Consider the following 23,896-nt stretch of genomic DNA (forward strand, 5'->3'; position numbering starts at 1 on the left):
GGCCACGATAAAACCCGCAGGTGAAATCAGAATGTGGTTATGTGAAGGGAAGGTGAAGTCACAGCGATAACCTGAACGTCGCTTCCACCCCGTGCGGCCGGCGGTTGCGCAGGTGAATGCCGCCATGATGCAGACGGGCGACCTCCTGCACGAAGTTCAGCCCCAGCCCGCTGCTTTTTGGCCGTTCGGCGCGCGGCAACGAATAAAAGCGCTCGAACACCTTATCGAACGCATAGTCAGGAATGCCGCTGCCGTCGTCGCAAACGCTGATGCAGTAATGCTGTTCCCGCCGTTCGCCTCGCACGCTGACGCAACCGCCCGGCGGGGTAAAGTCGATCGCGTTGTCCAGCAGGTTGGTCAGCGCCTGGCTGATCAGCAACGCATCGCCGTTCAGCGTCACCTCCGCCAGCGCCTCCAGCCGCAACCTGACGCCGCGCTGCGTCGCCTGCGCCTCTTTGCCCGCCACCGTCTGGTCGATCAACGCCGCGATCGCGATGGGCGCCGTCTCCATTTCTGGCCGGCTCTCCAGCCGCGCCTGCACCAGCAGTTTATCCACCAGTTGTTGGATGCGCGCGCTTTGCTGCTCAATGTTGGTGAGAAAACGCCGAGCGGTTTCCGGCGGCGGCAGCTCCTGCAACAGCTCCGCCGCGCCCCTGATCGCCGCCAGCGGGCTTTTCAGCTCATGCGTCAGGGCATGCGCATATTGTTCGATATAGGCTTTGCCTTCCAGCTTCAGGCGCATGCTCTCCAACGCCTGCGCCAGCTGGGTCAGTTCCCGGCCGCCCACTTTGGGCAATGGCGCATTTTCGCCCTGCGCCACCCCATCGGCATAACGCACCAGCCGGCCTATCGACCGGTTGATCCACCAGACGAACACCGCCCCGATCAGCAGCGCGATCCCCAGCAGCAACGCGCCGGCCCACAGAATGCGCCGTTCGCTGCGCTTGATCACCGGCGCCATGGTGCTGTTGGGTTTACCCACGGTGAGCACGCCGATAATGCGCCCTTGTTCTATCACCGGCGCGGCCACATACATCACCGAACTGTTTTCATCCTGCGGGTCGCTGCGGGTGCTGCGGGCGCCGTACTGGCCGCGCAGCGTTCGATAAACGTCATTCCAGCGCGAATAATCCTGCCCCTGCGCGCGGCCGGCGGAATCGAAGATGACCCGGCCCTGGGCATCGGTAAGATAGACGTGGTATTCACTGCGGTCCTTGCGGATGCCGGAAATGTTGGCGCCGATCGGCCGCTGATTCAGCTGCGTAAACGCCTGCGCCAGTTGGCCATGCGCCGCATCGCCGCGCTGCATGTCCTGACGGGCGATCTGCGCCAGCAGGTTGGCGGTGTCCACCAGCGTGCCTTCGGTAGCGCGCCGCACGCCGGGCTTCACTTCCTGGACGAAAATGCTCAGCACGAAGTACCCGGCCACCGCTACGATCAGAAAGTACCCCAGCAGCAGGCGCAGGCCAATTTTCATGGCTGGCGGCTCACGCTGTAGCCCAATCCGCGGTGGGTGTGGATCGGCGGCTCACCGGGTTCAACCGCACGCAGCTTGGCGCGCAGCGTTTTGATGTGGGTATCGACGGTGCGATCCAGGCTTTCTTCCGCCTGCGCCCAAACGCTTTCCATCAGTTGCTGCCGCGAGAACACCCGTCCGGGCGCCAACAGCAGCGTCTTCAGCAGCAGGTATTCGTAACGGGTCAGCGGCAGCGGCCGCTGATGGTAGGAAATGGTGGCCGCGTCTTCGTCGAGCGCGAAAGCGCCGAAATGGTAGGGCGCGCTCTGCTGCAGGCGCTGCTGCTTGTGCAGGCGGCGCAAAATGGTGCGCACCCGCGCGCTGACCTCGCGAGGGGAGAACGGCTTGGCGACATAGTCGTCAGCGCCGATCTCCAGCCCGATCAGGCGATCCACTTCATCACTGCGGGCGGTGAGAAACAGAATCGGCAGGTCGGCCGCCTGAGCCAGCAGGCGGCGACACAATTCAAAGCCGTTGATGTCCGGCAAACCGACATCGAGGATAGCGAGCGCGGGCTCGCCTTGCGCCAGCGCCTGCAACGCCGGTTCCGCGCGTTCGAACCAGCGCACCTCGAAGCCTTCGCTCTCCAGCGTGTAAACCAGCGTATCGGCAATGCTGGGTTCATCCTCCACCAACCAGAGTACGGGTTTCATCAGGGATCCTCGCCGTCACCCGCCGGCGGATACAGCAGCAGCTGCCGCAGGTGGCGCCACTCCTCTTTGCTCATGCAGTCGGAAGCCAGCCACAGCCGGCGGCGCTTTTTGCCCTCCATCGGCAGCAGCGTCAGCAGCATGCCGTAACCCGGCATCCACGGTTTTTTCGCCAGCCGCCACTCGCGGCCGTGCCAGCTGAAGCGCCGGTCCGCCAGCAGCCGCAGCTCGCCCTGCGCCGCGGCGATGCGCTTCTGGCTGCGAATGCACTGAAACACCACCAGCGTCAGCAGCACCAGCCAGAGCGGGCCAAAACCTTCCGGCCAGGGCGAAATCAGGATCAGCAGGATCAACACGCCGTGGGTCAACAGTGAAAACAGCTGGGTGCGCCAGGAAATGCGGATATCACATCGCCACTGGGCCACGGTCTTTATTTCGCGTTTGGATCAGGGTCACCATTCTCTGCAGCTCGCCGTCCTGCGGCGCGCCATGATTCATCAGCCAGTTGAACAAATCGGGATCGTCGCACTCCAGCAGGCGGATAAACAGCGCCTTGTCCGCGTCATTCAGGCTGTCGTATTCGTACTCGAAGAACGGCATGATGGAGATGTCCAGCTCGCGCATGCCACGGCGGCAAGCCCAGTGAATACGTGCTTTGTTGTTAATATCCATGTTGTTATGACTCACCTCTTTTCAGCGCGGCAGCGCCAGCGCAGGGTTCAAATGACACACTGTATGGCAACGCCGTCGCAATATAATTCCATCAGCCGGGGATCTGTCTGCAAGGGTGCCCTGGCCGCAAGCCTATAGAGTAACAATTTGACATACACGCCGGGAAGGCGCTTTGCTGCGGAAAGCGTAATAAAGCGCAAAATGCCAAAAAAAGCGCCCCCCGGCGCCGCGGCGCGAATAACAGTTTGCAAAGCCCGCCGCCTCTTTTACCATGGGTTCAATACCCTTCAGGTAAGCTAAACGTTGAGCAGGAACTTACTATGGCGCATAACATTCCATTCCCACCCCGTCAGCCCTCCGCTTCCACCCATCTGCCCCTCACGCTGATCTCGCTGGAAGATTGGGCGCTGGTGACGTTGAACGGGCCGGACACGGTGAAATATCTCCAGGGCCAGGTGACGGCGGACATCGACGCGCTGGCGGCCGATCAACACGTGCTGTGCGCCCACTGCGACGCCAAGGGCAAAATGTGGAGCAACCTGCGTCTGTTCCACCGTGGCGAAGGCTTCGCCTATCTGGAACGCCGCAGCGTGCTGGACAGCCAGCTGGCGGAAATCAAAAAATACGCGGTGTTCTCCAAAGTCACCATCGCCGCCGATAACGACGCGGTGTTGCTGGGCGTCGCCGGTTTCCAGGCGCGCGCCGCGCTGGCGGATCTGTTCGCCACGCTGCCGAGCGCCGAGCGCCCGGTGGTGCAGGACGGCGAGACCACGATCCTGCACTTCAATGCGCCGGCGGAACGTTTTCTGCTGGTGACCCGCCCCGCCGTGGCCGAACAGCTGATCGGCAAACTGCATGACCAGGCGGAACTGAATGACAGCGGCCAGTGGCTGGCGCTGGAGATCGAAGCCGGTTATCCGGTTATCGACGCCGCCAACAGCGCGCAGCTGATCCCGCAGGCCACCAACCTGCAGGCGCTGGAAGGCATCAGCTTCAGCAAAGGCTGCTATACCGGTCAGGAGATGGTGGCGCGCGCCAAATTCCGCGGCGCCAACAAGCGTGCGCTCTACTGGCTGGAAGGTAAGGCGGCCCGCGCCCCGCAGGCGGCGGAAGACCTGGAGCTGCAGCTGGGTGAAAACTGGCGCCGCACCGGCACCGTATTGGCGTCGAGCCAACTGGCCGACGGCAGGCTGTGGGTGCAGGTGGTGATGAACAACGATTTGGACGCCGACAGCAAGCTGCGGGTGCGCGAGGATGCCGCCAGCCAGCTGGCGATCAAACCGCTGCCGTATTCGCTGGCCGAAGAGAAATAATCCGTCGGCCGCAGGCGCCCTGCCTGCGGCCGTCTTCGTTACTCGTCCAACTCCCCGTCGCGCTGCACCAGATAAATCAGCACCAGAATGATGGTGACGAAGAAGCGAAACGCATCGGGCACGCCGTTCCACTGTTTCGACATCCACATGCCAAACCACTCGCCCCCAATCGACATAAAGCCGACCTGCCAGGTGAGGAAGCCCAGCGTCAGCCCCACAACCGCCAGCTTTTTCCGGCCGTTGAAGGATTTAGCGGGCAGTTTCAGGCCGCACAGCAGGCGCAGGCCGCCGATCCAGCACAGCAGCGCGGTCAGGCTCTCCAGCGCAATGATGAAGATATAGCCGGCGTGATGCAGCCACGGCGTTTGTATCGAACGGTAGCCGATGGTGGCGTCGGGGAAAATGGTGTCCATCATAAAGACGTGGCGCACGAAGGCGAAGTTGGAGCCGTAATCGGTGATATTGCCGAAGGCCACCAGCGAAGCGAACAAAGCGATAGCGCAGACCAGCAGCGCTTTGGATAAGCGAACGATCATCGTGATGAGTCCTGAACAAAGTTTAGAGAAAGAGTATGCGGGCTCAGAAATGAAAGAACGGGCTTGCTGGATACCCGAAAGAAGCAAGCGCCTCTTTTTTAAAACAAAAGAGGCGCCCGTTCAATACGCATTCAGACGTAGCGATAACGTTTAGACGTAGAGGTAGATCGCCATGAAATGGCAGGCGCTGCCGCCGAGCACGAAGGCGTGCCAGATGGCGTGGCCAAAGCGAATGCGCTTGGAGGCGTAGAAAATCACGCCGAGGGTATAGACCACCCCGCCGATCGCCAGCAGCGTGACGCCGCCGGCCTCCAGCCGCGTAACCAGCTGATAAATCACGATCAGCGACAGCCAACCCATCGTCAGGTAAGTCACCAGCGACAGGGCTTCAAAGCGGTGGGCGAAGGCCAGCTTGAACAGCACGCCCAGCAGCGCCAATCCCCAGATTACCGCCATCAGGCCCTTCGCCAGCGGCGAATCCAGCCCCACCAGCAGAAACGGGGTGTAAGTCCCGGCAATCAGGAGATAAATGGCGCAGTGGTCAAATTTTTTCAGCCAATGCTTGGCCTTCTGATGCGGGATCGCATGGTACAGCGTGGAAGCGAGAAACAGCAGGATCATACTGCCGCCGTACAGGCTGTAACTGGTGATGGCCGTCGCATCGGCGCCGGTATTCACCGCCTGCACCAGTAGCAACACCAGGCCGACGATACCGAACACCAGCCCGATGCCGTGGCTAATGCTGTTGGCGATCTCTTCCGCCCACGGATAAGCCGAGGCGACAATCTTATTGTTCCCGGCTTTCACTACGTCCGTTTTCCCCATAACGCGCAACCCCTCAAAATGCCCTGCTTTGTGCGAAATTAACGCAAAGCAGCTTAACTGAGAATAATTCCAGTGTACACGTGTACGCTAAAATAAAAATGTGAACGCGTGTAACCATCGAAATCGCCCGCCCGGTGGTCTACAATCGTCAGGCTTCAACCCACCCACCTTGAGGTTTACACCATGTCATCCGCTGTACCCGCGTTAGATTTCGGCTCAATGACCCAGGTCATCCAGTTCCTGATGGAAATCGATAAGTTGAAAGGCGTGCAACGCCGCACCAAAGTGCTGGGCACCCAGCGCCAGGAAAACTCCGCCGAACACAGTTGGCACTTCGCCATCGCCGCCATGAGCCTGGCACCCTACGCCGGTGATGACGTAGACATTCAGCGCGTGATCCAGATGGCGCTGCTGCATGACATCGTGGAAATCGACGCCGGCGACGTGCTGGTCTACGATCTGGCGGCCCGCGCGGCGATCCACGATCAGGAAGTGACGGCGGCGCGCCGCCTGTTCGGCATGTTGCCGGAGGCTCAGCGCGAGTATTTCACCGCTTTATGGCAGGAATATGAAGATGGCGAAAGCGCCGATGCACGCTTCGCCTTGCTGCTGGATCGCACCATGCCGATGCTGATGAACCTGCACAATGAAGGCCAGAGCTGGGTGGAAAACGGCATCAGCCTGGAGCAGGTGCTGGCGCGCAATGCATCGATCGCCGACGTACACCCCGAGCTGTGGCACCACATGGAGCAACACCTGCGGGATGCGCAGCGCAAAGGCTGGTTGAAGTAATTGTATCTGCTGCAGTGAATACACTGCAGCCTGTTTATTTCACCCGACGGCGGCTCCATACTTGCTTTTAGCCGTCATCGTAGCGGTCAGTTCAAGCAAACCCAGCCCCGGCACGGGACATGTGTCTCATACTTGCTTAACCCCAGGTTCTCTCCTTTACTTACCTTTTTCGCATCCATTTCTTTGGGGAAAGTCATGAGCTCACTTCTCGTTCAACGCGATGTCGCCGCATTATTTTATGCCGTCATAGGAAAAAAAGCCGACATTAAAGATATCGATTATTTTTCAAAAAAACTGGCACAAGAAAACCTCTCCCTTGCTGCATTAACAAATAAATTAATCAATTCTGAATTAGGTCAATCACGCCTGTCGCAATTAAATAACAGTGAAAAAATACAGTTTATTTACCATAATATTCATGGTGCCGACGCATCGGAGGAAATACTCAATTACCTTCTCAGCCAATTGGAAAAAAGTGGCGATCTCGGAAGCCTTGCGGCTTACATGAACAACGAACTTTTGCACTACTCCGGGCAAGAAGTCATTTTAAAAGAACAACAAGCCGCGTTGATTGAAACCGTCAATCAAACGCTATTCTCCTCTTTTAACGGCTCAGTATCAGACGGAGCCGAATGGGTGCAGGGTTTTTATTATGCAGTGAAATCAACGATGACATCCGATGGTATAAACTATTGGGGTAACGTGATAAATAAGCACCCTGAACAGTTAAATCTGATTGCACAAAAATTTGTCGATGGTAAAAAAACGTTGTCGAACCTTAGCGACAATGATTTCGTCATCAAAATTTATGAAAATATTTTTGGATCAGCCCCCGATAACAACCAACTACAAAAATATACTGCCGGGTTAACTATCAATACGGAAAACCGTGGCGATGTTATAGTACGAATGATTAATGACATCCGCAATGATGACACCAGCGAACATGCTGATGCCAAAGCGATTTTTTTGGCTAACACGCATGTTTATACCGCCGGAGAGTTACCGGCACCGGTGTATCAAGAGGCCATAACTGCAATATACTTGAGCATTGCCGGTTATTATATTGATGCCAATGCATTGGATACCTACAGTAAGCAATTAGCCGCAGGGCGCTCTGAGAGTGATATCCTCGCCATGTTCGCTAAGCAGCCTGCATTCGCCAAAGCCGTCTCATATCAGATAATATTCAGTAATTTATGGGGAAGACCCATGACGACAGCCGAGTCTGTCGCAATTATGAACGAAAGTGGCAATGATGCACTGAAGGCAACACTGGCGGTATTGGCGCACTTTCGTGCTAATGAGAGTATTATTTCAGGCAATGGCGGAGCTCCGGGCAGTTATGCGGTCCAACAATTCGAAAAAAAGATCGGAGTCAATTTAAACTATGTCAAACAGGGGGTACTGACAAAAAGTGATGAAAACGGAGCATTAACGGGAACAATAAATAATCATGGCGTCGAACATGTTATTTCCAATGCTGAGTTACTCATGCTGAATGACATTACGTTGAACGTCATGAAATCAGGCACTGTCGACATTAGTCAATTGAATGGGTGGCATACCCTTACCATTGACGGTACTGAGAATGTTTTACTGAAGTTGTTCACGCAAGCGCTCAATAATATTAATATATTCCTGAAAAACCCGAATGTCACCTTGGCAAACCCTATTACTGGGAACAATCAAAACGTTATCATCACGGCAGATGCGGATATGGCGCATGCCACCGGCGAGCTTCGATTCAATTTTGCAAAAAATATCAATGTACAGTGGCAAGGCAATAGCATCAATGACGGCGCAAATAGCGTTAGCAATACTTTCAAAATTAAGGGGTATGACCAAGGTTCGGTATTAACGGCTAACCTCATCACCAAGAATGTGTATCTCACCACAGGTAGCGATGGTACGCTTTCCGGCACGATTGCCACCAATGTAGGTAACTTTACGCTTTTCCCCCAGATCGATTTGGCGGGCTATCGCGGTACGGGTTCTATCTACCTTGACGGACAATTAGTCGGCAACGAGGGCAGGCACGTATTTGATATCGGCCTCTTGGCCGATCCCTCTATCGCTAACATACACAACAAGGATTATAAGCATATCACCGACCTGAAAGCCCCCGAGCTTTGGGATCCTGCGTGGGGAATGCCAAACGGTTTTACGGGTTCATACGGTTTTGCGCTGTCTGGCTTTGCCGATAACATTACAGTGATTAATGTGCCGGTAGATTCATTTATGGATGCCCCTTTTAGCCAACGCGCTCTGGAAATCACCGGTAATGCCGGTGAAAACAGCCATATTACCTTCGAGTACGCCCCCGATTACCGTTATAAAAATTTTTCACCCGTGATGACAATTAGTTTTGATGCGAAAAATATAGTTCACGCTGATGCCGGCACTTTATCGTTCAAAACCGATACGGTCTATATTGACTCAGGTATTCCGGAGGTCAGAGAGTTTTTGGAAATATCATCCAAGGGAGATGCGGAAAACACCCTACGCCTTGAGGGCCATGACAACCATATCAGTGAAATTAACATTACCGGTGATAAGGCGCTTAACCTCACCATCAAAAACAATTTCAGCGAAGAATTGAAATCCATCACCAGTCACATGGCTAATAGCACACCACTGCATTTGACCATGGAACAAGGGGGGACCGGCGGCGGGCTGTTCTATCAGCTGCTAAAACAATTAGACGGACTGACGGGATACGATGCCATCATGTCCCAATTGGCCGGTTACCAACTGTCGATCGCCAACGATGCCCCTACGACCAGCGGCATCCAGGCTAATCATATCTACAACGTAATGGGCAATACGAGTCTGGCAACCGGCAAAGGCGCGGATACGGTGGTATTCAACCACAGTACCATTGATAACATGGTCACCTTTAACGATTACGAAAACAGCAGTACGCAAAATGCATCATGGGTTGAAGGCGACAACATTGCCGTCGGTGATATCGACCGCCAGTGGCTCTTTTCCGCGGGTGGCAGCAAGACTATCGATCTCGTCGGCAACTTATCCCTGAATGAGCTGACAGTGCTACTCTCCGGAATGAATGTCGAGACGAATACGACTCCGCAACAATTGTTCATTGAACTGGTATCTACAGTCACTCAAGGCCACAGTCAGAGTGCATTGAGCGAAGTCAGCGCCTTATCGTTGAATGGATTCTATTTTGTGATGGTGGATAAGAATCTGAATCACAGTTTGGATAACGATGACATTATTTTTGGTCTCACAAACGACAATGCCTTCAGCATGGCCCATTACGATTCACCCGTTCTGGAAATTAATGGCATTGGCAGTTTTACCCATGATGCCATCGCTGCATAGCTGCTATTTATCATGCACAACTTTCACGCCGGGCTTTGGCCCGGTGTGAAAGTTACTACGGTTTGTACGCCCTCCCCTTCACGGCAATCACTGCCCACAGCGTGCTCAGTAACACCCCCAGCATGCAAGCCAGCGACGGACCGGCATAACGTACCCGGGGCAGAAACGGTTCGGTGATGAGTGCCGCCTGCGGGATACGCAGCGCAAAGGCTGGTTGAAGTAAGTGAACCGGGCTGCCGCCGCAGCCCTTCAACGTCAAGCGAATGCTCGTTGGCGTTCCAACGCCTCCTCATAGCTCGGCATCGATCCCGCCGCCCCGGCGCGCTCCACGCAGACCGCCGCGTAGGCGGCGGCGAAGCGCACCGCATCGGCTAACGGCACCTGATTCGCCAGCTGCGCCGCCAGGGCGCCGTTAAACGCATCGCCCGCGCCGGTGGTGTCTTTCGGCTGCGCTGGAAACGCCGGGATCAGCTCGCTGTTTTCCCCGTCCGAGAACAACGCTCCCTGCGTGCCCAAGGTCACGATCAGTAAGCGAATGCCCTTGGCGTGCAGCACCTGCGCCGCCTGGCGCGCCGAAGCCGCATCCCGCACCGGCACGCCGGTCAGCAACGTACATTCGGTGGCGTTGGGCGTCAACATATCAACCTGCGCCAACAGGCTGTCCGGCACCGGCTGAAACGGCGCCGGGTTGAGAATGATGAACGTCTGCGCCTCGCGGGCGATGGCGATCACCTGCTCAATCGCCGGCAGATTGTTCTCCAGCTGAGTCAACAGAATATCCGCCGCCGCGATCGCCGGCCGGCACTGGCGCACCTCATCTTCGCTGACCGTCAGGTTGGCGCCGGGATCGACGGCGATCATGTTCTCCGCCTCCTCGCCGGCAACATAGATAAGCGCATTGCCGGTCGGGCAATCGCCGGTCGAGAACAGCGTCACCGCATCGAAACCGGCGGCGGCGAGATGGCGCCGGGCGAAGGTGCCGAAGTCGTCGCGCCCCACCTTGCCGATATAATGCACCCGCGCCCCGGCGCGCAGCGCGGCGGTGGCCTGGTTGGCGCCCTTACCGCCCGCGCCCATCATGCTGTTGCGGGCGATCAGCGATTCGCCGGGCTGCGGAAAGCGCGCCATGCCGGCGACGATATCCAGGTTGAACGAACCGAACACGCAGACTTTGCCTTTCATTGCGGGTACTCCCTGCTCAATTGGAAATGGCGCCGGGCGGCCAGGCAGGCGCCTTTGCTGCCGGTCTCATCGCTAAGGCGGCTGATGGAGATCGCCAGCCCCTGCGCCGGCTGCGGCTCGCGCAGATGGCGGCGGATCTCTTGCTCCAGCTGCGCCAACGGGAAACCGCTCATGGCGATCACGCCGCCGCCCAGGATTAGCCGCTCTGGATCGAGCACGTTCATTTCGATGGCGATGGTCTGCGCCAATCGTTCGACGAAGCGCCGCAGATCCGGATGTTCGCCGTGGCGTTCGAACAGCCGTTCGAACGGCGTTTGCGCCGCGTTGGCGCGCGCCCAGCCGGTCAGCCAGTGACCGGAGGTCAGGCTCTCGACGCAGCCCCGTTTACCGCACGGGCACTCGCCCTGATGGCCCGGCCAGGGAATGTGCCCCAGCTCGCCGGCGGCGCCGTGCGCCCCGTGGTAAAAATCGCCGTTCAGCCACAGGCTATTGCCCATGCCGGTGCCCAAATACAGCCCCACCGCCACCTGCGGCAGCGCCGGCAGCTGCTGCAAGTCCCACCACAGCAGGTGATTGACATCTTTATCCATCCGCACCGGCAGCGCCAGCAAATCGGCCAACAGCGCCGCCACCGGCTGGGCATCCAGCGCCGGAATGAACGGCAGCGACAGCACCCGCGAGCGATCGCGGCTGAGGATCCCCGGCAGCCCGAGCATCACCTGCGCCACCTGACGATCCTGGCAATGCCCGGCGATCAGGCGGCCCAACGCCGCCAGCGGATCGGCCTGCCGTGCCCAATCGGCGGTCGCCATCTTGCGGTAACCGCTGAACTCGCCGTCATCATCCATCAACAGCAGGCGGGTGTTGGTGCCGCCGACGTCTACGCCAAGAAAATGCCGCATCATGTCCCCCGCCTCAGGCCGCCTGCCGCATCTGATCCAGCATTTTTTCCCATGCCGTCTCCAGATCCGAATCGAGGTTGAACAGCCCGGAGCTGCCGACGATCAACACTTCCGCGCCAGCACCCATCAGATCGCGGTAGGTGCGCTGGTTACAGGATCCATCGATCTCGATCAGATAGCTCAGGTTTTGCTGGCGTTTCAGATCGCGCAACTGGCGGATCTTTTCCAGCATTTCGGGAATGAACGGCTGCCCGGCATAGCCCGGATCGACGGTCATCACGGTGATCTTATCCAGCAGATGAAGGTAGTGGCGGATAAACTCCACCGGCGTAGCCGGGTTCAGCACCACCCCCACTTTTTTACCCAGCGCACGGATCTGGTTGATCACGCGGAACGCATCGCGGTTGATGGTTTCGGCGTGCGGGCAGATAAAGTCCGCGCCGGCGCGGGCGATGGGATCGATAAAATCGGTCGGGTTCTCCACCATCAGATGCACGTCCAGCAGCAACGAGGTGTGCGGGCGGATCTGTTCGATAAAGAACGGTGACAGCGTGATGTTTTTAACGTAGTGCCCGTCCATGATGTCGATATGCAGCATATCGGCGCGGCGGTTCAGCACCGCCAATTGCTGCCGGATATCCATCAGGTTCATGCACATCAGTGAAGGTGAAATCTGGTATTTCATTAGCGTTATCCTGCGCAAAAGGGAAAAAGGATCAGTGGCCCGCCGCGGCTCTGGCCTGGGCCGCGCTGCGGCGCATCGCCCGCCGCTGCCGATAGCGATGGCGGAAAAATTTCAGCGCCAGCACCGCAATCAACACCGCGCCCCACATCGCCAGACTGAAGTGCGGGCTAACGTTCATCAGGTTCAAACCGGTGGCGATCACCTGCAGCACGATCAGCGCCAGCACCACGCCGCTGACCCGACCAAAACCGCCGAACGGATCGGTGCCGCCCAGAATGATCGCCAGCACCGTCAGCAGCAGATAAGAGTCGCCGTAGCCCATGCGCGCCGAGTTGAAGCGCGCCATCATCACCAGCCCGGCGATCACGCACAGCAGGCTGGAGAGGGTGTAAATGGCGATCAGCACCCGATGGGTATTCACGCCGCTGAAGTGGGTGGCGTTGATGTTGCTGCCGCTCATGTAGATGCATTTGCCGAGCCGGGTTTTCTGCAAGAACAGCGCCAGCAGCACGGCAACCGCCAGGAAGATCCACAGCGGTACCGGTACGCCCAGCACGCGCTCGGCGCCGATAAACCGCACGATCTCCGGCATGCCACTCAGGGCCGCGCCGCGCGTCAGGTAGATGCCGATGCCGTTGACCGTGGTCATGGTCGCCAGCGTCACCAGAATCGGATGCGCGCCGACGTAGGCCACCAGCGCGCCGGTCGCCGCGCCGATCGTCCCGGCCAGCAGCATCGCCGCCGCCAGCGCCAACACCAGCCACAGCGCCTGCAATCCCAATCCGGCGTCCGGCGGCAGATAGCTGATGAACAGCCAGGCCATCAGCAGGCTGGTCAGGTTGGCGCTGGCGATAATGCACAGGTTCAGGCCGCCGCTGAGGATCGGGATGAACATCGCCAGGGTCAGCAGGCCCAGCTCCGGCAGCTGGAACGCCACGCTGGTGAAGGTGGCGCCGCTGAAGAAGCGCCCCGGCATCAGCAGGCTGAAGGCCAGCACCACCGCCACCAGCAGCGCCAACAGGCCGACGGCGGTGCCGTCCGGACGAAATTTCAGGTAGTTGCCCATCAGGCGCTCCTCAGGCGAAACCGACGTCGGTTTCTTTGCGTTTCTTGTAGTGAGTGACGGTGATCGCCGCGACGATCACCAGGCCGATCACCACGTTCATGAAGTAGCTGGACACGCCGATCAGGTTGAGGCCGTTTTTCAGCACGCCGATCAGGAATACGCCCATCAGCGTGCCGATCACGCTGCCCTTGCCGCCGTTCAGGCTGGCGCCGCCCAGCACCGCCGCCGCCAGTACGTCGAGCTCACCGCCCACCAACGCGTTGGGCACCACTTCGCCCATGCGGTACACCTGCACCAGGCCGCCGATCGCCGCCATCACGCCCAGATAGCCGTAGGCGAACAGGTGCAGCAGGCCGACGCGAATGCCGATGCGCCGCGCCGATTCCGCATCGCCGCCGACGGCAAACAGCTGGCGCCCGAGGTGCGTCTTGTTCAGCAGCAGCCAGGTCAGCAGCGCCACCGCCAGCATCACCAGCGTCGGCAAACCGAGCTGATAGCTCTGTTCACCCAACTGGAACGGCAGCACGCTGCGTGGCAGCGTCCACCAGTCCGGCAATGCGTACAGGCTGCGGCCGTTGGTCAGCCACATCAGCATGCCGAACAACAACGCCTGCATGCTGATGGTGACGATGATCGAGACGATGCGCAGACAGTAGATCAACAGCGCGTTGACCATGCCCAGCGCGGCGCCGATCGCCAACGCCAGCAGAATGCTGCCCGCCGGGCTGGCCAGGCCGTAATGGGTCGCCAGCGTGGCGATCAGGTACTGCACCACCGAGGCCACCGCAGCGAAGGAGATATCGATGCCGCCGGTCACCAGCACCACGAACAGGCCGAGGGCGAAAATGCCGCTCACCGCATAGCTTTCGCAGAGATCGAGCAGGTTTTGCACCGTTAAAAACTGCTCGCTGAGCAGCGAAAAGACGATGACCGTCAGCAGCAGCACCCAGGCCAGGTAGCCTTCGTTGCCGCGCGGTTTCAGGCTGAATCTACGCATTGACCGCCTCCGCCAGCTGTTGCTGGCTCACCTGCCCCGGCAGGTACTCGCCGATCACGCTGCCGCCGCTGAAGTGCAGCACCCGATCGCAGTTGTAATACACCTCCGGCACTTCGTCGGAGATCAGCAAAATGGCGATCCCCTCCTGCGCCAGCAGATGGATCAGTTGGTAGATGCTGGCCTTGGCGCCGACGTCGACGCCGACGGTCGGCGAGTCGAGGATCAGGATCCGCGGCTGGGTCAGCACCCACTTGGCCAACACGATCTTTTGCTGATTGCCGCCGGACAGCGTCGAAACCGCCTGCTCCGGATCCGCCACCCGCACGCCGAGTTTGGCGATCCACTCCGCGACGATGCGATTCTTGCGGTAGTCGTCAATCAGGCGAAAACGCCCGCGCAGCTTATCGAGAATGGTCAGCACCGCGTTGTCCGCCACCGACTGTTGCTGCACCAGGCCGAGCGTCAGGCGATCCTCCGAGACGTAGCCGATGCCGGCCTTGATCGCGTCCTCATGGCCGCGAAAGCGCACCGGTTTGCTGTCGAGGTAGAGCTTGCCGCTGTCCGGCCGAGTCATGCCGAACAGGCTCAGCGCCAGCTCGGTGCGCCCGGAGCCGAGCAGCCCGCATAGACCGAGCACCTCACCCTGATGCAGCCGGAAGCTCACATCCTGATACTGCCCGGCGCGGCTGAGGCGATCCGCCTCCAGCAGCACCCGATCCTTATTCATGCTGGGTGACTTCAGGCGATAGTCCAGCTTCAGACCGGTCATCAGCTCGGTCAGACGATCGCCGGTGATCTCCGCCGCCGACCAGGTGCCGATCTTGTTGCCGTCGCGGATCACCGTGACGCGATCCGAGATCTCCAGCACCTCGTCCAGCCGATGGCTGACGAACACCACGCAGATGCCTTTCGCTTTCAGGTAATCCACCGTGCGCAGCAGCTGATTGACCTCGGTGCGGGTCAGCGAGGCGGTCGGTTCATCCATGATCACCAGCCGCGCCTCCGCCACCAGCGCGCGGCAGATCGCCACCTGCTGCCGCTGGGCGATCGGCAGCTCCGCCACCCGTTTATCGAGATCCAGATGGAAACTCAGCTCCTGCAGCAGCCGCTCGGCGGTGCGCCGCAGCCGCGCCGGGCGGTACCATCCCAGCAACCCATGCAGGTTGTGCTCGAAGGCGATGTTTTCCGCCACCGTCAGGTTGGGAAACAGCGACAGATCCTGGTAGATCACCTGAATGCCGAAGGCGCGCGCCTGATCCGGCGACAGCCGGCCGAAGGTGTGCCCGTCGATGGTGATGCGGCTGCCGTCGTCCGGTTGATACACGCCGGCGATCGCCTTGATCAACGTACTCTTGCCGCAGCCGTTGGTGCCGGCCAGGCAGTGCACTTCCCCCGGCATCAGCGCCAGCGAGATAGCGTTCAGCGCACGTTGCCCGCCAAAGGTCATCGACAGCTGTTGCAGCGCGATCAGCGGCGCTCCCTGGGTTGCCGTATTGCCGGAAATCGCCATGATTACAGCCCCATCTTCACCAGCTTCGGCAGGTTTTGCTTATCCAGGCTTTCAGTGGCGTTGCCGAGAATGGTGTGCTGCTGCGCATCCACCTGCACCTTGCCCATGCCTTCGATGGTCATGCCGTCGGTGATTTTTTCTCCCTTGTGCATCATGTCGGCGATGCGCACGAACACTTCGCCCGCCACCATCGGGTTCCAGATGTAACCGCCCTTGATGGCGCCGCGATTGACCAGCGAAGCGCCCTGGCCCGGGCTGAATGGCCCGATGACGCAGATATCGTTGCTTTTGCCGCGGTTGAGCACCGCGCGACCGGCGCCGATCGGCCCCTGCGATCCGAACGCCAGCACGCCTTTCAGATCGGGATATTTGGCCATCAGATCGTTGGTGGTGCGCACGCTGTCATCCAGCGATTCCCCCACGCCGAACTTGTCGCCCACCAGCTGCATGTTCGGGTAGTGCTGCTTCTGGTAGTTGATGGCCGAGTCCGACCAGGTGATATGCAGCGGCACCGTCAGGCTGCCGACGTACACCGCGTACTTGCCCTGCTCTTTCATGCAGGCGGCCAGCGCTTTCATGTGGTTGACCCCGTGCTGCGAGGCGTCCACCAGCTCAAAGTCCCAGTCGGCGTACTTCTGGCCGGGGGATTCGTGCACGATCACCTTGATGCCCGCCTCCTGCGCGCGCTTGAGCACCGGCTCCAGCACCCGGGCGTCGTTCGGCACCACGCCGATGATGTCCACCTTCTGCGCGATCAGATCTTCGATGGCGCGCACCTGCAGCGCCGGATCCGCCGCCGTCGGCCCGACCATCCAGGCGTCGATGCCGCGTTTGGCGCCTTCGCTTTTGATGCCGGCCTCCATGGCGTTGAACCACGGAATGCCGCCGATCTTCACCACCACGCCCATTTTCAGCTTGTCCGCCGCCTGCGCGGATAGCGACAGCAGCAGCGAGGCAAACAGACCGACCAGTACGGATTTTTTCATTGTTCTCTCTCCACAAGTGTTGGCTGTAAATAAGGGGGTTTCGTTGTTGTTATCGCGCCGCCCTTTTCGCGGCGGGTGAAACTTCAATCACGTCGACGTTGTTCCAGGCCAGTTCCTGACGAAATTCGTCGTCGCTGAGCCGATCGGTGATTAAGGTATCTATCTCCCGGTAGTGGCAGATGCGCGCGAACGAGCGGCGGCCGAACTTGTTGCTGTCCACCAGCAGGAACTTGCGTTCCGACGCCAGCAGCATCTGCTGCTTCAGCCGCGCATGGTGCTCGTTGCTTTCGCGGATGCCGCCGTCCTGGCAGATGCCGTGACAGGAGAAAAACAGCTTGTTGATCACGAACTCTTTCAGCATCTGCTCCGCCAGCACGCCGATAAAATCCTCATACTTGGCGGAATACTCGCCCCCCAGTCCGATGGTGCGCACGTTGGCCTTGCAGGCCAGCGTCTGGATGATGTGCAGCGAGTTGGTCAACACCACCAGCGAGATATCCGGCAGTTGGCGCGCCAAAAACCAGCTGGTGGAGCTGCTGTCCAGCAGCAGGCAATCCCCCGGCGCGATAAACTCCAGCGCGCGTTTGGCGATGCGCGTCTTCTGCTCCGGCGCCTCGTTGCTGCGCTGGCGGAAAGATTCCCCCTGGTCTATCTCGGCGGGCACATAGGTTTTCTCCACCGCCGGCGGCTCGACGAACACCGCGCCGCCGTGGCTGCGCAGCAGCAGGCCGCGCCGTTCCAGCAAGGCCAGATCACGCCGCGCCGTCTCGATAGAGATGTGGCACAGCTGCGCCACCTCCTGCACCATCACGCGGCCGCGCTGGCTCAAGACTTCGGTGATAAAACGATGACGTTCTACAGGCAGCATGTTTCTTTTCTCCTCCACGACGTTGATTACGATATCGATTTGCCGCGCCGCGTTTTGCGCGCAGACGCAAAGCGCATCGCCCCGCGATCGGTCAACGATGGCGGTGTGATAGTTGTCAAAAAAATCGGGAGGAAAATGAAATGAATAATTATGAAAGTGTGGAGTAACAGGCAGTTATGATGCGCGTGCGTCTTAGGCAGACAGGAGAGAAACGGTAAACGGTCACAATTCCACGTTCCGCAACATGACCGTTAATGACCGTTTTTGTGGTTTTGACCGAACGCCGGGCCTAAAGTAGCCCGGCATTCTATTTACAGCGGCTTATGCGCCGTTTCCCGCGCCGCCCATACCGCCCAAAGCGTGATAAGCAGAGCCAACGCGACATAGGCGGAAATCGCCAGCGTGCTGTCGTAAGATTTAAACAACGAAGTGATGATCAGCGGGGCAAAGCCGCCACCGATAATCCCCGCCAAGGTATAGGCTAACGACGATCCGGCATAACGCACCCGTGTCGGGAACTGTTCCGTGATGAAGGCCGCCTGTGGCCCATACATCGCCGCATGGATCAACAGCCCGATCACTACTGCCGTGCAGATCAACACCGGTTGACTGCTGTCGAGCAGGACGAAGAATGCAAACGCCCACGCGATCGCCGCCAATGCACCGCCGATATACACCGGACGACGGCCGAAGCGATCCGACAAGGCGCCAAACAGCGGTACCGCGACGGCGTTGCCTATCGCCCCCAGCATGGTGGCGCCCAGCGCCAGCGGGCGCGGCAGATTCAGCACGGTGGTGACGTAGGTCAATGTGAACACGACCACCAACGCATAGAGCACGTCAGAGCCGATACGCGATCCGCCGGCGATCAGCAGTGGGCGCATGTGCTGCGTGAAGACTTCGCGGATCGGCGACTGCGTAACATCTTTCGACGCCTCCAGTTGCAAAAATGCCGGCGTCTCACCCACTCCCCGACGCAGCCACAAACCGAAGATGACCAGCACCAGGCTCAGCAGGAACGGGATCCGCCAGCCCCATTGCTGGAAATCGTCCGCCGACATCGCCAACGTCACCAGCGTAATCAGGCCGGTGCCGATCAGCGAACCGCAGGACGGCCCTACCTGAGCAAAGGACGCGTTGCGCCCGCGCTGATGCGGCTTACCGTGTTCCATCGACAACAGCACCGCCCCCGCCCATTCTCCGCCCAGCGCAATGCCCTGAATAAAGCGCAGCGTCACCAGCAGCAACGGGCTCCAAATCCCCCAGCTGGCATAGCCGGGCAACAATCCCATCAGCGCCGTGGTCACGCCCATGATCACCAGCGTGGTGACCAGCACAAAACGCCGCCCCAACACATCGCCAAGGTGGCCGAACACGATGCCACCGATCGGCCGGGAAACATAACCCACCGCGTAAGTGGAGAACGCCAGAATCGTGCCCACCAGCGGATCGAACGATGGGAAGAATACATGGTTGAAAATCAACGCGGCCATGATGTTGTAGACGGTGAAATCGTACCATTCCAACGCCGTGCCGATCGAGCTGGCCGCCGCCAGCTTGCCGGTATTGGGCGGTGCGGCGGCACTTTCTGCGGCCGGCGCGGCAGCCTGTGCCGTTTCAGTGGTGTATGCGTTCATGATGTCAGCTCCTGTGCGGTCAGTTGCCAGCCAAGGGCATAGTGCCAGGCATCGGCGGCGGGCATGTTCAGCGCTTCAGCGGCCTGCTCGCTTAAACGCAGGCCGGCTTCGGCGTCGCTGCTTTCGATCAATAGCATCGGCAGCATTCGGCGGTTTTCTCGCGATTCTTTCGGCAGCGGGGAACTGAGTTCGGCATCCGGCGTTAACAGGCTGCTGCGCACAAAGCCAGGCTGTTCAGCCAGCCGCGCGCCCAGTTGCAAGATGCGGGCATGCAGCGCTTCCGATGCCGCCGACGGCAGCACGAAGATACAGAGATGACTGCCGCACCCTTGGCCGGTGACCGCCTCCACCGCACACACCCGGCGCATTGGATCGCGCATTTTCTCCAGGCTGGCCACCGACCAAGGCGTTTGGTGTTGAAACGCGGCGCGATAGGCTTCGGAGGTAAAGCTGGCCAACGATTCGGTTTTATACAGCCCCAAATATTGACGCCCGCCCTGCAATGCCCGATAGCGTGTGCCGGATAAAAAGCCGGGCACCCGCACCCGCTCCTCCACGTGTTCGCGGTCATACCAGCGATTGAAATCCGCATCATCCTGCGTGGCGACATCCGTCGCGACAAACAGCATTCCGTTCGGGGAATCGTTCATGGATATTCTCCTGGTCATCTCAAAAGGCAGGCCTGCGCCCACCGGAAAATCACGCCTCGGCAAGACGGCGTTCGATCGCCAGCGCCCATCCCAGCAGCGCCTCATCACACATCGGCAAGCCCGCCAGCATCAGGCCGATCGGCGCGGCGCCCGGCCGCTGGCAGGGCAAGGACAGCGCGCAGCCGTCGAGGAAATTGACGATCGCGGGATTGCGCAGCATCAGTCCGTTGCAACGGAAGTAGGCATCATCCGCCGCCAGCTCGCCGATAGTTGGCGCAATCATCGGCACGGTCGGCATCAGCAGAGCGTCAAACCTCTGCAGCTCCGCCGTAATCCGCCGCTGCCAGTCGGCGCGTTGCCGCTGCAACAGCTGCAGATCGGCGTCGCCCAAGGATGCACCGCGGCGAATGCGCGACAGCACCCGCGGGTCATAGCCCTCGGCCCGTTCAGCGATCAACACTTGATGCCAGCGCCAGGACTCCAGGGCGGTGAAACCACCGTTGGCATTGAACGCGGCCAGTTCGGCGAACGCCGTAGCGGGAATGAATTCAATCTGCGCCCCCGCCTGAGACAGGCATTGCAGGCTGCGCTGGAATGCCTCGGCAACCGCCGGCTGCAGTTCATCCAGCACCACCGTTTGCGGCACGGCAAAATGCGCCTGCGCCAAGCTTTTTTGCGGCACCCGCAGCGGGCTGTCGGCAATCAGTGCGTCCAGCGCAATACAGCTGCCGACGTCATGAGCGATCACGCCGATCGAATCCAGCGAAGGCGACAGCGGCAATAAGCCAGCGTCATTGATGCGCCGTGCAGTGGGTTTATACCCGGTCAACCCGCACAGCGCGGCGGGAATGCGTACCGACCCGCCGGTATCGCTGCCAATCGCGCCCAGGCACATGCCGTCGGCCACCGCCACCGCCGCACCGGAAGAGGAGCCGCCGGGAATGCGCGCCGCCTGGCGCTCCCAGGGATTGGCCGGCGTCCCGTAATGCGGGTTGATGCCCAGCCCGGAATAGGCGAATTCCGTCATCGTCGTTTTGCCCACCACCACCGCGCCGGCTTGCAACAGCCGTTCCACTACCGCAGCGTGCTTTTCCGCGGGCGGCGCGTCGGCTAACACGCGCGAGCCCGCCGTGGTCGCCTCACCGGCCACGTCAAACAGATCCTTGATTGAGACAGGCACGCCATCCAGCGCCGACAGCGGCGAGCCGGCGGCGCGCCGCCGATCGGAGGCCTGCGCTTGCCGTTGCGCCCACTCGGCGTAGGTTCGCGTAAACGCGCGCGCGCCCTCCCCCCGCTCATCGGCGATCTGCGCCAAAGCGGCGGCGGTCAGCTGCGCTGCGGTGAACTCACCGCTAGCCAGGCCGGCGCTGGCCTGCATCAACGTCAGCTTTTTCATCACGCCACCACCGGCAGTTCAATGCTGCGATAACCGTGACTGATGGTGCGCCCAAGCACATCGTCCACCAGTTCCATGCGAAACTCGCCGGCCGGTCGAATGCCGCCGATCGCCGCTACCGTGCCGCAAGTCATCGCCAACCCGTCGGGCGTTTGCGGTTGCGCCAGCCCGCACTCCGGCGGCTGCATACCGGTGAAGTAACGCTCCAGCAAATCACCGGGCGTACGCAGCGCGGCAAGGCTGCCCTGTTGATACAATCGCCATTCGCCCTCTTCCTTGATCCACGAACGCAAGATCAAACTGTCCCAATGTTCCAGCACCTCCTGCAGCGGCCAGGCTGCTCGCGCCACCGGTTTAACGCAAATCTGTTTCGACAGCGCCACGCTGTGCGCTTCGAGTTGACGATCGGTGTGATCGGACGCCAATGACACGAACAGCTCGCCGCGATGGGCAAAAATCAGCGGCTCCGCTTCGCCGGACGTCGCGTTGCCAATGACTTCAATGGTCTCTTGCTGGCTCAACTGATTGGCGGCAACGCGGTAAAACAGGGGGATTGCACTGGGCTGGGGCACGCCCAGCTCGGCCAATTCACGAATATGGTGCAAGATCGCTTCGCGATCGCGTCCGGTCCAACCGGCGATCACCAGATGATCAATCTCAACATTCAACGTCGCCGCGCCGCGGGATTCAGGTAAAGTGAAGGTCAGTCTCATGGCAGTTTCGCCCCTCTTGTTAAAACACTGTGAAATTTCACTATATCTTTAGTTACCAAATAAGCGATTTTCATGCCATGTTTTTGTGTACTATGTCTAAAAACTTTCTTCTTGCAGGAGCAAAACGTGAAGACTGTTGACGCAGAAAGCCCGCAGCGCCCGATGACGGAAGAAGCCGGCGTCTCACTGAACGAGCTGGCCTACCGGCGCTTCAAACAGGCGCTGGTCACACTCAGCTACAAGCCGGGCGAATATCTCAATACCGCGCAGGTGATGAACGATCTGGATATGGGCAGAACGCCGATCAATCAGGCAATCCACCGCTTGGCCAACGAGGGGTTACTGCAGGTCATCCCGCGCAAAGGCGTGATGGTTTCACCGTTGTCGATGGACGATGCGTTGGAATTGATCGAAGTAAGGCTGGCTAACGAGATGCTGTGCATGCAGCTGGCGAGCCAGAGGATTACCGAGAGGCAAATCGCGACGCTGACCGAACTCAACCGGCAAATCGAAGCCGCGAGCCAGGAGCGAGATAGAGTGCGAATGATGACACTCGATCATGCGTTTCACCAAGAGCTGGCGCAGATCGCCGGCAATAACATGCTGGCGGATATCCTGAGTGTGCTGCACGCCAGGGCGCAGCGTTTTTGGGCCAGCACCCTGTCGCGGGAAGGGCATATGCGCGAAGTGATCGACGAACACCGGGCAATTATCGCCGCGCTGGCCGCACAAGACAGCGCCGCCGCCGCCGAGGCCGCGCAGGCGCATATCTTGTCATTCCGCAGCGCGCTGCTGCACGACGGGTAACCCCGCGGCGCAGGATATTACCGGGAATAGTTATGATGACCCTGTTCTGCCGATGAGCAGGAGATAAACGGTAAACGGTCACATTTCACGCTCCGCAGAATGACCGTTTTTATAGTTTTGACCGAGCTCCGTCGAGAGGTAGCCGACGTTGGTAGGCGTTGCCTTAAAAAACAGCAAAAAAAATCCGGTGAGAATCTCACCGGACCGTTAGCCACCTGACACAAATTATTCCTCGTGCTCATGCTCTTTCAACATCGCCTCACGCAGCACAGCGTTCAGGCGTTTCTGATAGCCCTTGCCTGGCCGCTGAAGCCAGGCCAACACATCCGCATCGATTCGGATGGTTTTCGATACTTTCATCGGTTTATAAAAACGCCCCTGAACCGCAGCCTGCCACTTCTCCTCACCCAGGGCCGGGGCATCGGTATAATCGATATCCTCATCCGGCAGCGCGCTCAGTGAAGCAATTTGCGCTTTCTGCTCCTCCGTCAACGGAGGGAGTACGCTATGCGCCAGATTTTTGGCTGAATTTTTGCGCTTCATATCTTCCCCTCTCTTTGGCATCGGCCTTGCGTGCTGAAATGATGCGCACGATCTCTACTGTATCGCCTTCGACATCCGTTTCGGTCGTCGTATGTGCCACCAGCAGCAACAAACAGGAGCCGACCATACCGAGCGTTTGCCAGCGTTCTTCTCCATCCTCAATCCTTTCCAGCACGGCCAAATGGTTGGGATCCAGAAAAACCCGTTGCGCAATCTCAAAACTGACGCGGTGTTTGCGCTGGTTACTGTGATTTTTATCCTGATTCCATTCAAAATAAACATACATTTTTGTAACTACATTT

Annotated in this window: 24 protein-coding genes; 4 read left to right on the top strand and 20 right to left on the bottom strand. The window is 59.3% G+C overall.

Annotated elements, in window-relative coordinates; genetic code table 11:
* Window positions 1–58 precede the first annotated feature (58 nt).
* Genes creC through sdhE form a run of 4 tightly spaced genes read right to left on the bottom strand, consistent with a single transcriptional unit; the run spans window position 59 to window position 2,838 of the window.
* Complete coding sequence (gene creC, locus ACF8MC_RS13410; RefSeq protein WP_033649455.1) at window positions 59–1,477, bottom strand: two-component system sensor histidine kinase CreC; 1,419 nt, start codon at window positions 1,475–1,477, stop codon at window positions 59–61.
* Complete coding sequence (gene creB / locus ACF8MC_RS13415) at window positions 1,474–2,169, bottom strand: two-component system response regulator CreB (RefSeq protein WP_060429284.1); 696 nt, start codon at window positions 2,167–2,169, stop codon at window positions 1,474–1,476. Before creB ends, creC begins: the two co-directional genes overlap by 4 nt.
* Entirely contained in the window at window positions 2,169–2,591 is a 423-nt protein-coding gene (locus ACF8MC_RS13420) for a protein YgfX (protein WP_033649453.1), read from the bottom strand. The genes creB and ACF8MC_RS13420 overlap by 1 nt, the downstream gene beginning before the upstream one ends.
* Window positions 2,572–2,838: an FAD assembly factor SdhE gene (gene sdhE / locus ACF8MC_RS13425; RefSeq protein ID WP_004931679.1), complete on the bottom strand. Its 267-nt coding sequence runs from the start codon at window positions 2,836–2,838 to the stop codon at window positions 2,572–2,574. Before sdhE ends, ACF8MC_RS13420 begins: the two co-directional genes overlap by 20 nt.
* 320 nt (window positions 2,839–3,158) lie before the next feature.
* Here sdhE and ygfZ point away from each other — a divergent pair, with 320 nt between their 5' ends.
* Window positions 3,159–4,151, top strand: coding sequence for a tRNA-modifying protein YgfZ (gene ygfZ, locus ACF8MC_RS13430; protein ID WP_164105271.1), 993 nt, complete (start codon window positions 3,159–3,161; stop codon window positions 4,149–4,151).
* A gap of 38 nt (window positions 4,152–4,189) precedes the next feature.
* Here ygfZ and ACF8MC_RS13435 read toward each other — a convergent pair whose 3' ends face one another.
* Window positions 4,190–4,687, bottom strand: coding sequence for a DUF2165 family protein (locus ACF8MC_RS13435; RefSeq protein WP_126191652.1), 498 nt, complete (start codon window positions 4,685–4,687; stop codon window positions 4,190–4,192).
* Between the two features lie 150 nt (window positions 4,688–4,837).
* Complete coding sequence (locus ACF8MC_RS13440; RefSeq protein ID WP_033649450.1) at window positions 4,838–5,512, bottom strand: hemolysin III family protein; 675 nt, start codon at window positions 5,510–5,512, stop codon at window positions 4,838–4,840.
* A gap of 183 nt (window positions 5,513–5,695) precedes the next feature.
* Here ACF8MC_RS13440 and ACF8MC_RS13445 point away from each other — a divergent pair, with 183 nt between their 5' ends.
* Window positions 5,696–6,304: an HD family hydrolase gene (locus tag ACF8MC_RS13445; protein ID WP_164105270.1), complete on the top strand. Its 609-nt coding sequence runs from the start codon at window positions 5,696–5,698 to the stop codon at window positions 6,302–6,304.
* Window positions 6,305–6,499: 195 nt separating this feature from the next.
* On the top strand, window positions 6,500–9,652 hold the full coding sequence (locus tag ACF8MC_RS13450) for a DUF4214 domain-containing protein (RefSeq protein WP_164105269.1): 3,153 nt from the start codon (window positions 6,500–6,502) through the stop codon (window positions 9,650–9,652).
* Window positions 9,653–9,907: 255 nt separating this feature from the next.
* Here ACF8MC_RS13450 and rbsK read toward each other — a convergent pair whose 3' ends face one another.
* The 12 genes from rbsK to ACF8MC_RS13510 all read right to left on the bottom strand — a co-directional run bounded on the left by rbsK (window position 9,908) and on the right by ACF8MC_RS13510 (window position 22,244).
* Window positions 9,908–10,834 carry a ribokinase gene (rbsK, locus tag ACF8MC_RS13455; protein WP_033635835.1) on the bottom strand — a complete coding sequence of 309 codons (927 nt, stop codon included), beginning with the start codon at window positions 10,832–10,834 and terminating at the stop codon, window positions 9,908–9,910.
* Window positions 10,831–11,739 (bottom strand): allose kinase, encoded by a 909-nt coding sequence (alsK, locus tag ACF8MC_RS13460; RefSeq protein ID WP_164105268.1) that lies wholly within the window; start codon window positions 11,737–11,739, stop codon window positions 10,831–10,833. The genes rbsK and alsK overlap by 4 nt, the downstream gene beginning before the upstream one ends.
* 10 nt (window positions 11,740–11,749) lie before the next feature.
* Complete coding sequence (gene alsE / locus ACF8MC_RS13465) at window positions 11,750–12,421, bottom strand: D-allulose 6-phosphate 3-epimerase (protein WP_164105267.1); 672 nt, start codon at window positions 12,419–12,421, stop codon at window positions 11,750–11,752.
* A gap of 31 nt (window positions 12,422–12,452) precedes the next feature.
* Window positions 12,453–13,487 (bottom strand): ABC transporter permease, encoded by a 1,035-nt coding sequence (locus tag ACF8MC_RS13470; RefSeq protein ID WP_164105266.1) that lies wholly within the window; start codon window positions 13,485–13,487, stop codon window positions 12,453–12,455.
* A gap of 10 nt (window positions 13,488–13,497) precedes the next feature.
* On the bottom strand, window positions 13,498–14,484 hold the full coding sequence (locus ACF8MC_RS13475) for an ABC transporter permease (RefSeq protein WP_033635839.1): 987 nt from the start codon (window positions 14,482–14,484) through the stop codon (window positions 13,498–13,500).
* Window positions 14,477–15,994 (bottom strand): sugar ABC transporter ATP-binding protein, encoded by a 1,518-nt coding sequence (locus ACF8MC_RS13480; RefSeq protein ID WP_164105265.1) that lies wholly within the window; start codon window positions 15,992–15,994, stop codon window positions 14,477–14,479. Before ACF8MC_RS13480 ends, ACF8MC_RS13475 begins: the two co-directional genes overlap by 8 nt.
* Before the next feature lie 2 nt (window positions 15,995–15,996).
* The gene (locus ACF8MC_RS13485) at window positions 15,997–16,980 is read right to left on the bottom strand and encodes a substrate-binding domain-containing protein (RefSeq protein ID WP_033635841.1); all 984 of its coding nucleotides are present in this window, start codon (window positions 16,978–16,980) and stop codon (window positions 15,997–15,999) included.
* 49 nt (window positions 16,981–17,029) lie between these two features.
* The gene (locus tag ACF8MC_RS13490; protein ID WP_004931653.1) at window positions 17,030–17,848 is read right to left on the bottom strand and encodes a DeoR/GlpR family DNA-binding transcription regulator; all 819 of its coding nucleotides are present in this window, start codon (window positions 17,846–17,848) and stop codon (window positions 17,030–17,032) included.
* A gap of 311 nt (window positions 17,849–18,159) precedes the next feature.
* Window positions 18,160–19,485, bottom strand: coding sequence for an MFS transporter (locus tag ACF8MC_RS13495; RefSeq protein WP_033635842.1), 1,326 nt, complete (start codon window positions 19,483–19,485; stop codon window positions 18,160–18,162).
* Window positions 19,482–20,135, bottom strand: coding sequence for a DUF4286 family protein (locus ACF8MC_RS13500; protein WP_033654061.1), 654 nt, complete (start codon window positions 20,133–20,135; stop codon window positions 19,482–19,484). The genes ACF8MC_RS13495 and ACF8MC_RS13500 overlap by 4 nt, the downstream gene beginning before the upstream one ends.
* Before the next feature lie 49 nt (window positions 20,136–20,184).
* Window positions 20,185–21,531, bottom strand: a complete 1,347-nt coding sequence (locus ACF8MC_RS13505; protein ID WP_164105264.1) for an amidase — start codon at window positions 21,529–21,531, stop codon at window positions 20,185–20,187.
* The gene (locus ACF8MC_RS13510) at window positions 21,531–22,244 is read right to left on the bottom strand and encodes a DUF2848 domain-containing protein (RefSeq protein WP_033635845.1); all 714 of its coding nucleotides are present in this window, start codon (window positions 22,242–22,244) and stop codon (window positions 21,531–21,533) included. Before ACF8MC_RS13510 ends, ACF8MC_RS13505 begins: the two co-directional genes overlap by 1 nt.
* 162 nt (window positions 22,245–22,406) lie before the next feature.
* On the opposite strand from ACF8MC_RS13510, the gene ACF8MC_RS13515 reads away from it, so the two are divergent.
* The gene (locus ACF8MC_RS13515; RefSeq protein ID WP_170310382.1) at window positions 22,407–23,051 is read left to right on the top strand and encodes a GntR family transcriptional regulator; all 645 of its coding nucleotides are present in this window, start codon (window positions 22,407–22,409) and stop codon (window positions 23,049–23,051) included.
* Window positions 23,052–23,276: 225 nt separating this feature from the next.
* Here the strand turns inward: ACF8MC_RS13515 and ACF8MC_RS13520 are convergent, their stop codons facing one another.
* Both ACF8MC_RS13520 and ACF8MC_RS13525 read right to left on the bottom strand, forming a co-directional pair.
* Complete coding sequence (locus ACF8MC_RS13520) at window positions 23,277–23,594, bottom strand: BrnA antitoxin family protein (RefSeq protein WP_033635847.1); 318 nt, start codon at window positions 23,592–23,594, stop codon at window positions 23,277–23,279.
* Window positions 23,557–23,880, bottom strand: coding sequence for a BrnT family toxin (locus ACF8MC_RS13525; protein WP_049212587.1), 324 nt, complete (start codon window positions 23,878–23,880; stop codon window positions 23,557–23,559). Before ACF8MC_RS13525 ends, ACF8MC_RS13520 begins: the two co-directional genes overlap by 38 nt.
* Window positions 23,881–23,896 lie beyond the last annotated feature (16 nt).

It is taken from the genome of Serratia sp. LACPHL-BACT-2024-00286, from assembly GCF_043109535.1.
In the GTDB taxonomy this organism is placed as follows: Bacteria; Pseudomonadota; Gammaproteobacteria; order Enterobacterales; family Enterobacteriaceae; genus Serratia; species Serratia sarumanii.

What these genes read in the sequence shown, in the direction of transcription:
- ACF8MC_RS13510 (WP_033635845.1), bottom strand. Translation starts at nt 22,244, where the DNA reads ATGAGACTGACCTTCACTTTACCTGAATCCCGCGGCGCGGCGACGTTG.
- alsK (WP_164105268.1), bottom strand. Translation starts at nt 11,739, where the DNA reads ATGATGCGGCATTTTCTTGGCGTAGACGTCGGCGGCACCAACACCCGC.
- ygfZ (WP_164105271.1), top strand. Translation starts at nt 3,159, where the DNA reads ATGGCGCATAACATTCCATTCCCACCCCGTCAGCCCTCCGCTTCCACC.
- ACF8MC_RS13500 (WP_033654061.1), bottom strand. Translation starts at nt 20,135, where the DNA reads ATGAACGATTCCCCGAACGGAATGCTGTTTGTCGCGACGGATGTCGCC.
- ACF8MC_RS13495 (WP_033635842.1), bottom strand. Translation starts at nt 19,485, where the DNA reads ATGAACGCATACACCACTGAAACGGCACAGGCTGCCGCGCCGGCCGCA.
- creB (WP_060429284.1), bottom strand. Translation starts at nt 2,169, where the DNA reads ATGAAACCCGTACTCTGGTTGGTGGAGGATGAACCCAGCATTGCCGAT.
- ACF8MC_RS13445 (WP_164105270.1), top strand. Translation starts at nt 5,696, where the DNA reads ATGTCATCCGCTGTACCCGCGTTAGATTTCGGCTCAATGACCCAGGTC.
- ACF8MC_RS13470 (WP_164105266.1), bottom strand. Translation starts at nt 13,487, where the DNA reads ATGGGCAACTACCTGAAATTTCGTCCGGACGGCACCGCCGTCGGCCTG.
- ACF8MC_RS13475 (WP_033635839.1), bottom strand. Translation starts at nt 14,484, where the DNA reads ATGCGTAGATTCAGCCTGAAACCGCGCGGCAACGAAGGCTACCTGGCC.
- ACF8MC_RS13480 (WP_164105265.1), bottom strand. Translation starts at nt 15,994, where the DNA reads ATGGCGATTTCCGGCAATACGGCAACCCAGGGAGCGCCGCTGATCGCG.
- ACF8MC_RS13515 (WP_170310382.1), top strand. Translation starts at nt 22,407, where the DNA reads ATGACGGAAGAAGCCGGCGTCTCACTGAACGAGCTGGCCTACCGGCGC.
- ACF8MC_RS13525 (WP_049212587.1), bottom strand. Translation starts at nt 23,880, where the DNA reads ATGTATGTTTATTTTGAATGGAATCAGGATAAAAATCACAGTAACCAG.
- ACF8MC_RS13520 (WP_033635847.1), bottom strand. Translation starts at nt 23,594, where the DNA reads ATGAAGCGCAAAAATTCAGCCAAAAATCTGGCGCATAGCGTACTCCCT.
- alsE (WP_164105267.1), bottom strand. Translation starts at nt 12,421, where the DNA reads ATGAAATACCAGATTTCACCTTCACTGATGTGCATGAACCTGATGGAT.
- sdhE (WP_004931679.1), bottom strand. Translation starts at nt 2,838, where the DNA reads ATGGATATTAACAACAAAGCACGTATTCACTGGGCTTGCCGCCGTGGC.
- rbsK (WP_033635835.1), bottom strand. Translation starts at nt 10,834, where the DNA reads ATGAAAGGCAAAGTCTGCGTGTTCGGTTCGTTCAACCTGGATATCGTC.
- ACF8MC_RS13435 (WP_126191652.1), bottom strand. Translation starts at nt 4,687, where the DNA reads ATGATCGTTCGCTTATCCAAAGCGCTGCTGGTCTGCGCTATCGCTTTG.
- ACF8MC_RS13490 (WP_004931653.1), bottom strand. Translation starts at nt 17,848, where the DNA reads ATGCTGCCTGTAGAACGTCATCGTTTTATCACCGAAGTCTTGAGCCAG.
- ACF8MC_RS13505 (WP_164105264.1), bottom strand. Translation starts at nt 21,531, where the DNA reads ATGAAAAAGCTGACGTTGATGCAGGCCAGCGCCGGCCTGGCTAGCGGT.
- ACF8MC_RS13440 (WP_033649450.1), bottom strand. Translation starts at nt 5,512, where the DNA reads ATGGGGAAAACGGACGTAGTGAAAGCCGGGAACAATAAGATTGTCGCC.
- ACF8MC_RS13450 (WP_164105269.1), top strand. Translation starts at nt 6,500, where the DNA reads ATGAGCTCACTTCTCGTTCAACGCGATGTCGCCGCATTATTTTATGCC.
- ACF8MC_RS13485 (WP_033635841.1), bottom strand. Translation starts at nt 16,980, where the DNA reads ATGAAAAAATCCGTACTGGTCGGTCTGTTTGCCTCGCTGCTGCTGTCG.
- creC (WP_033649455.1), bottom strand. Translation starts at nt 1,477, where the DNA reads ATGAAAATTGGCCTGCGCCTGCTGCTGGGGTACTTTCTGATCGTAGCG.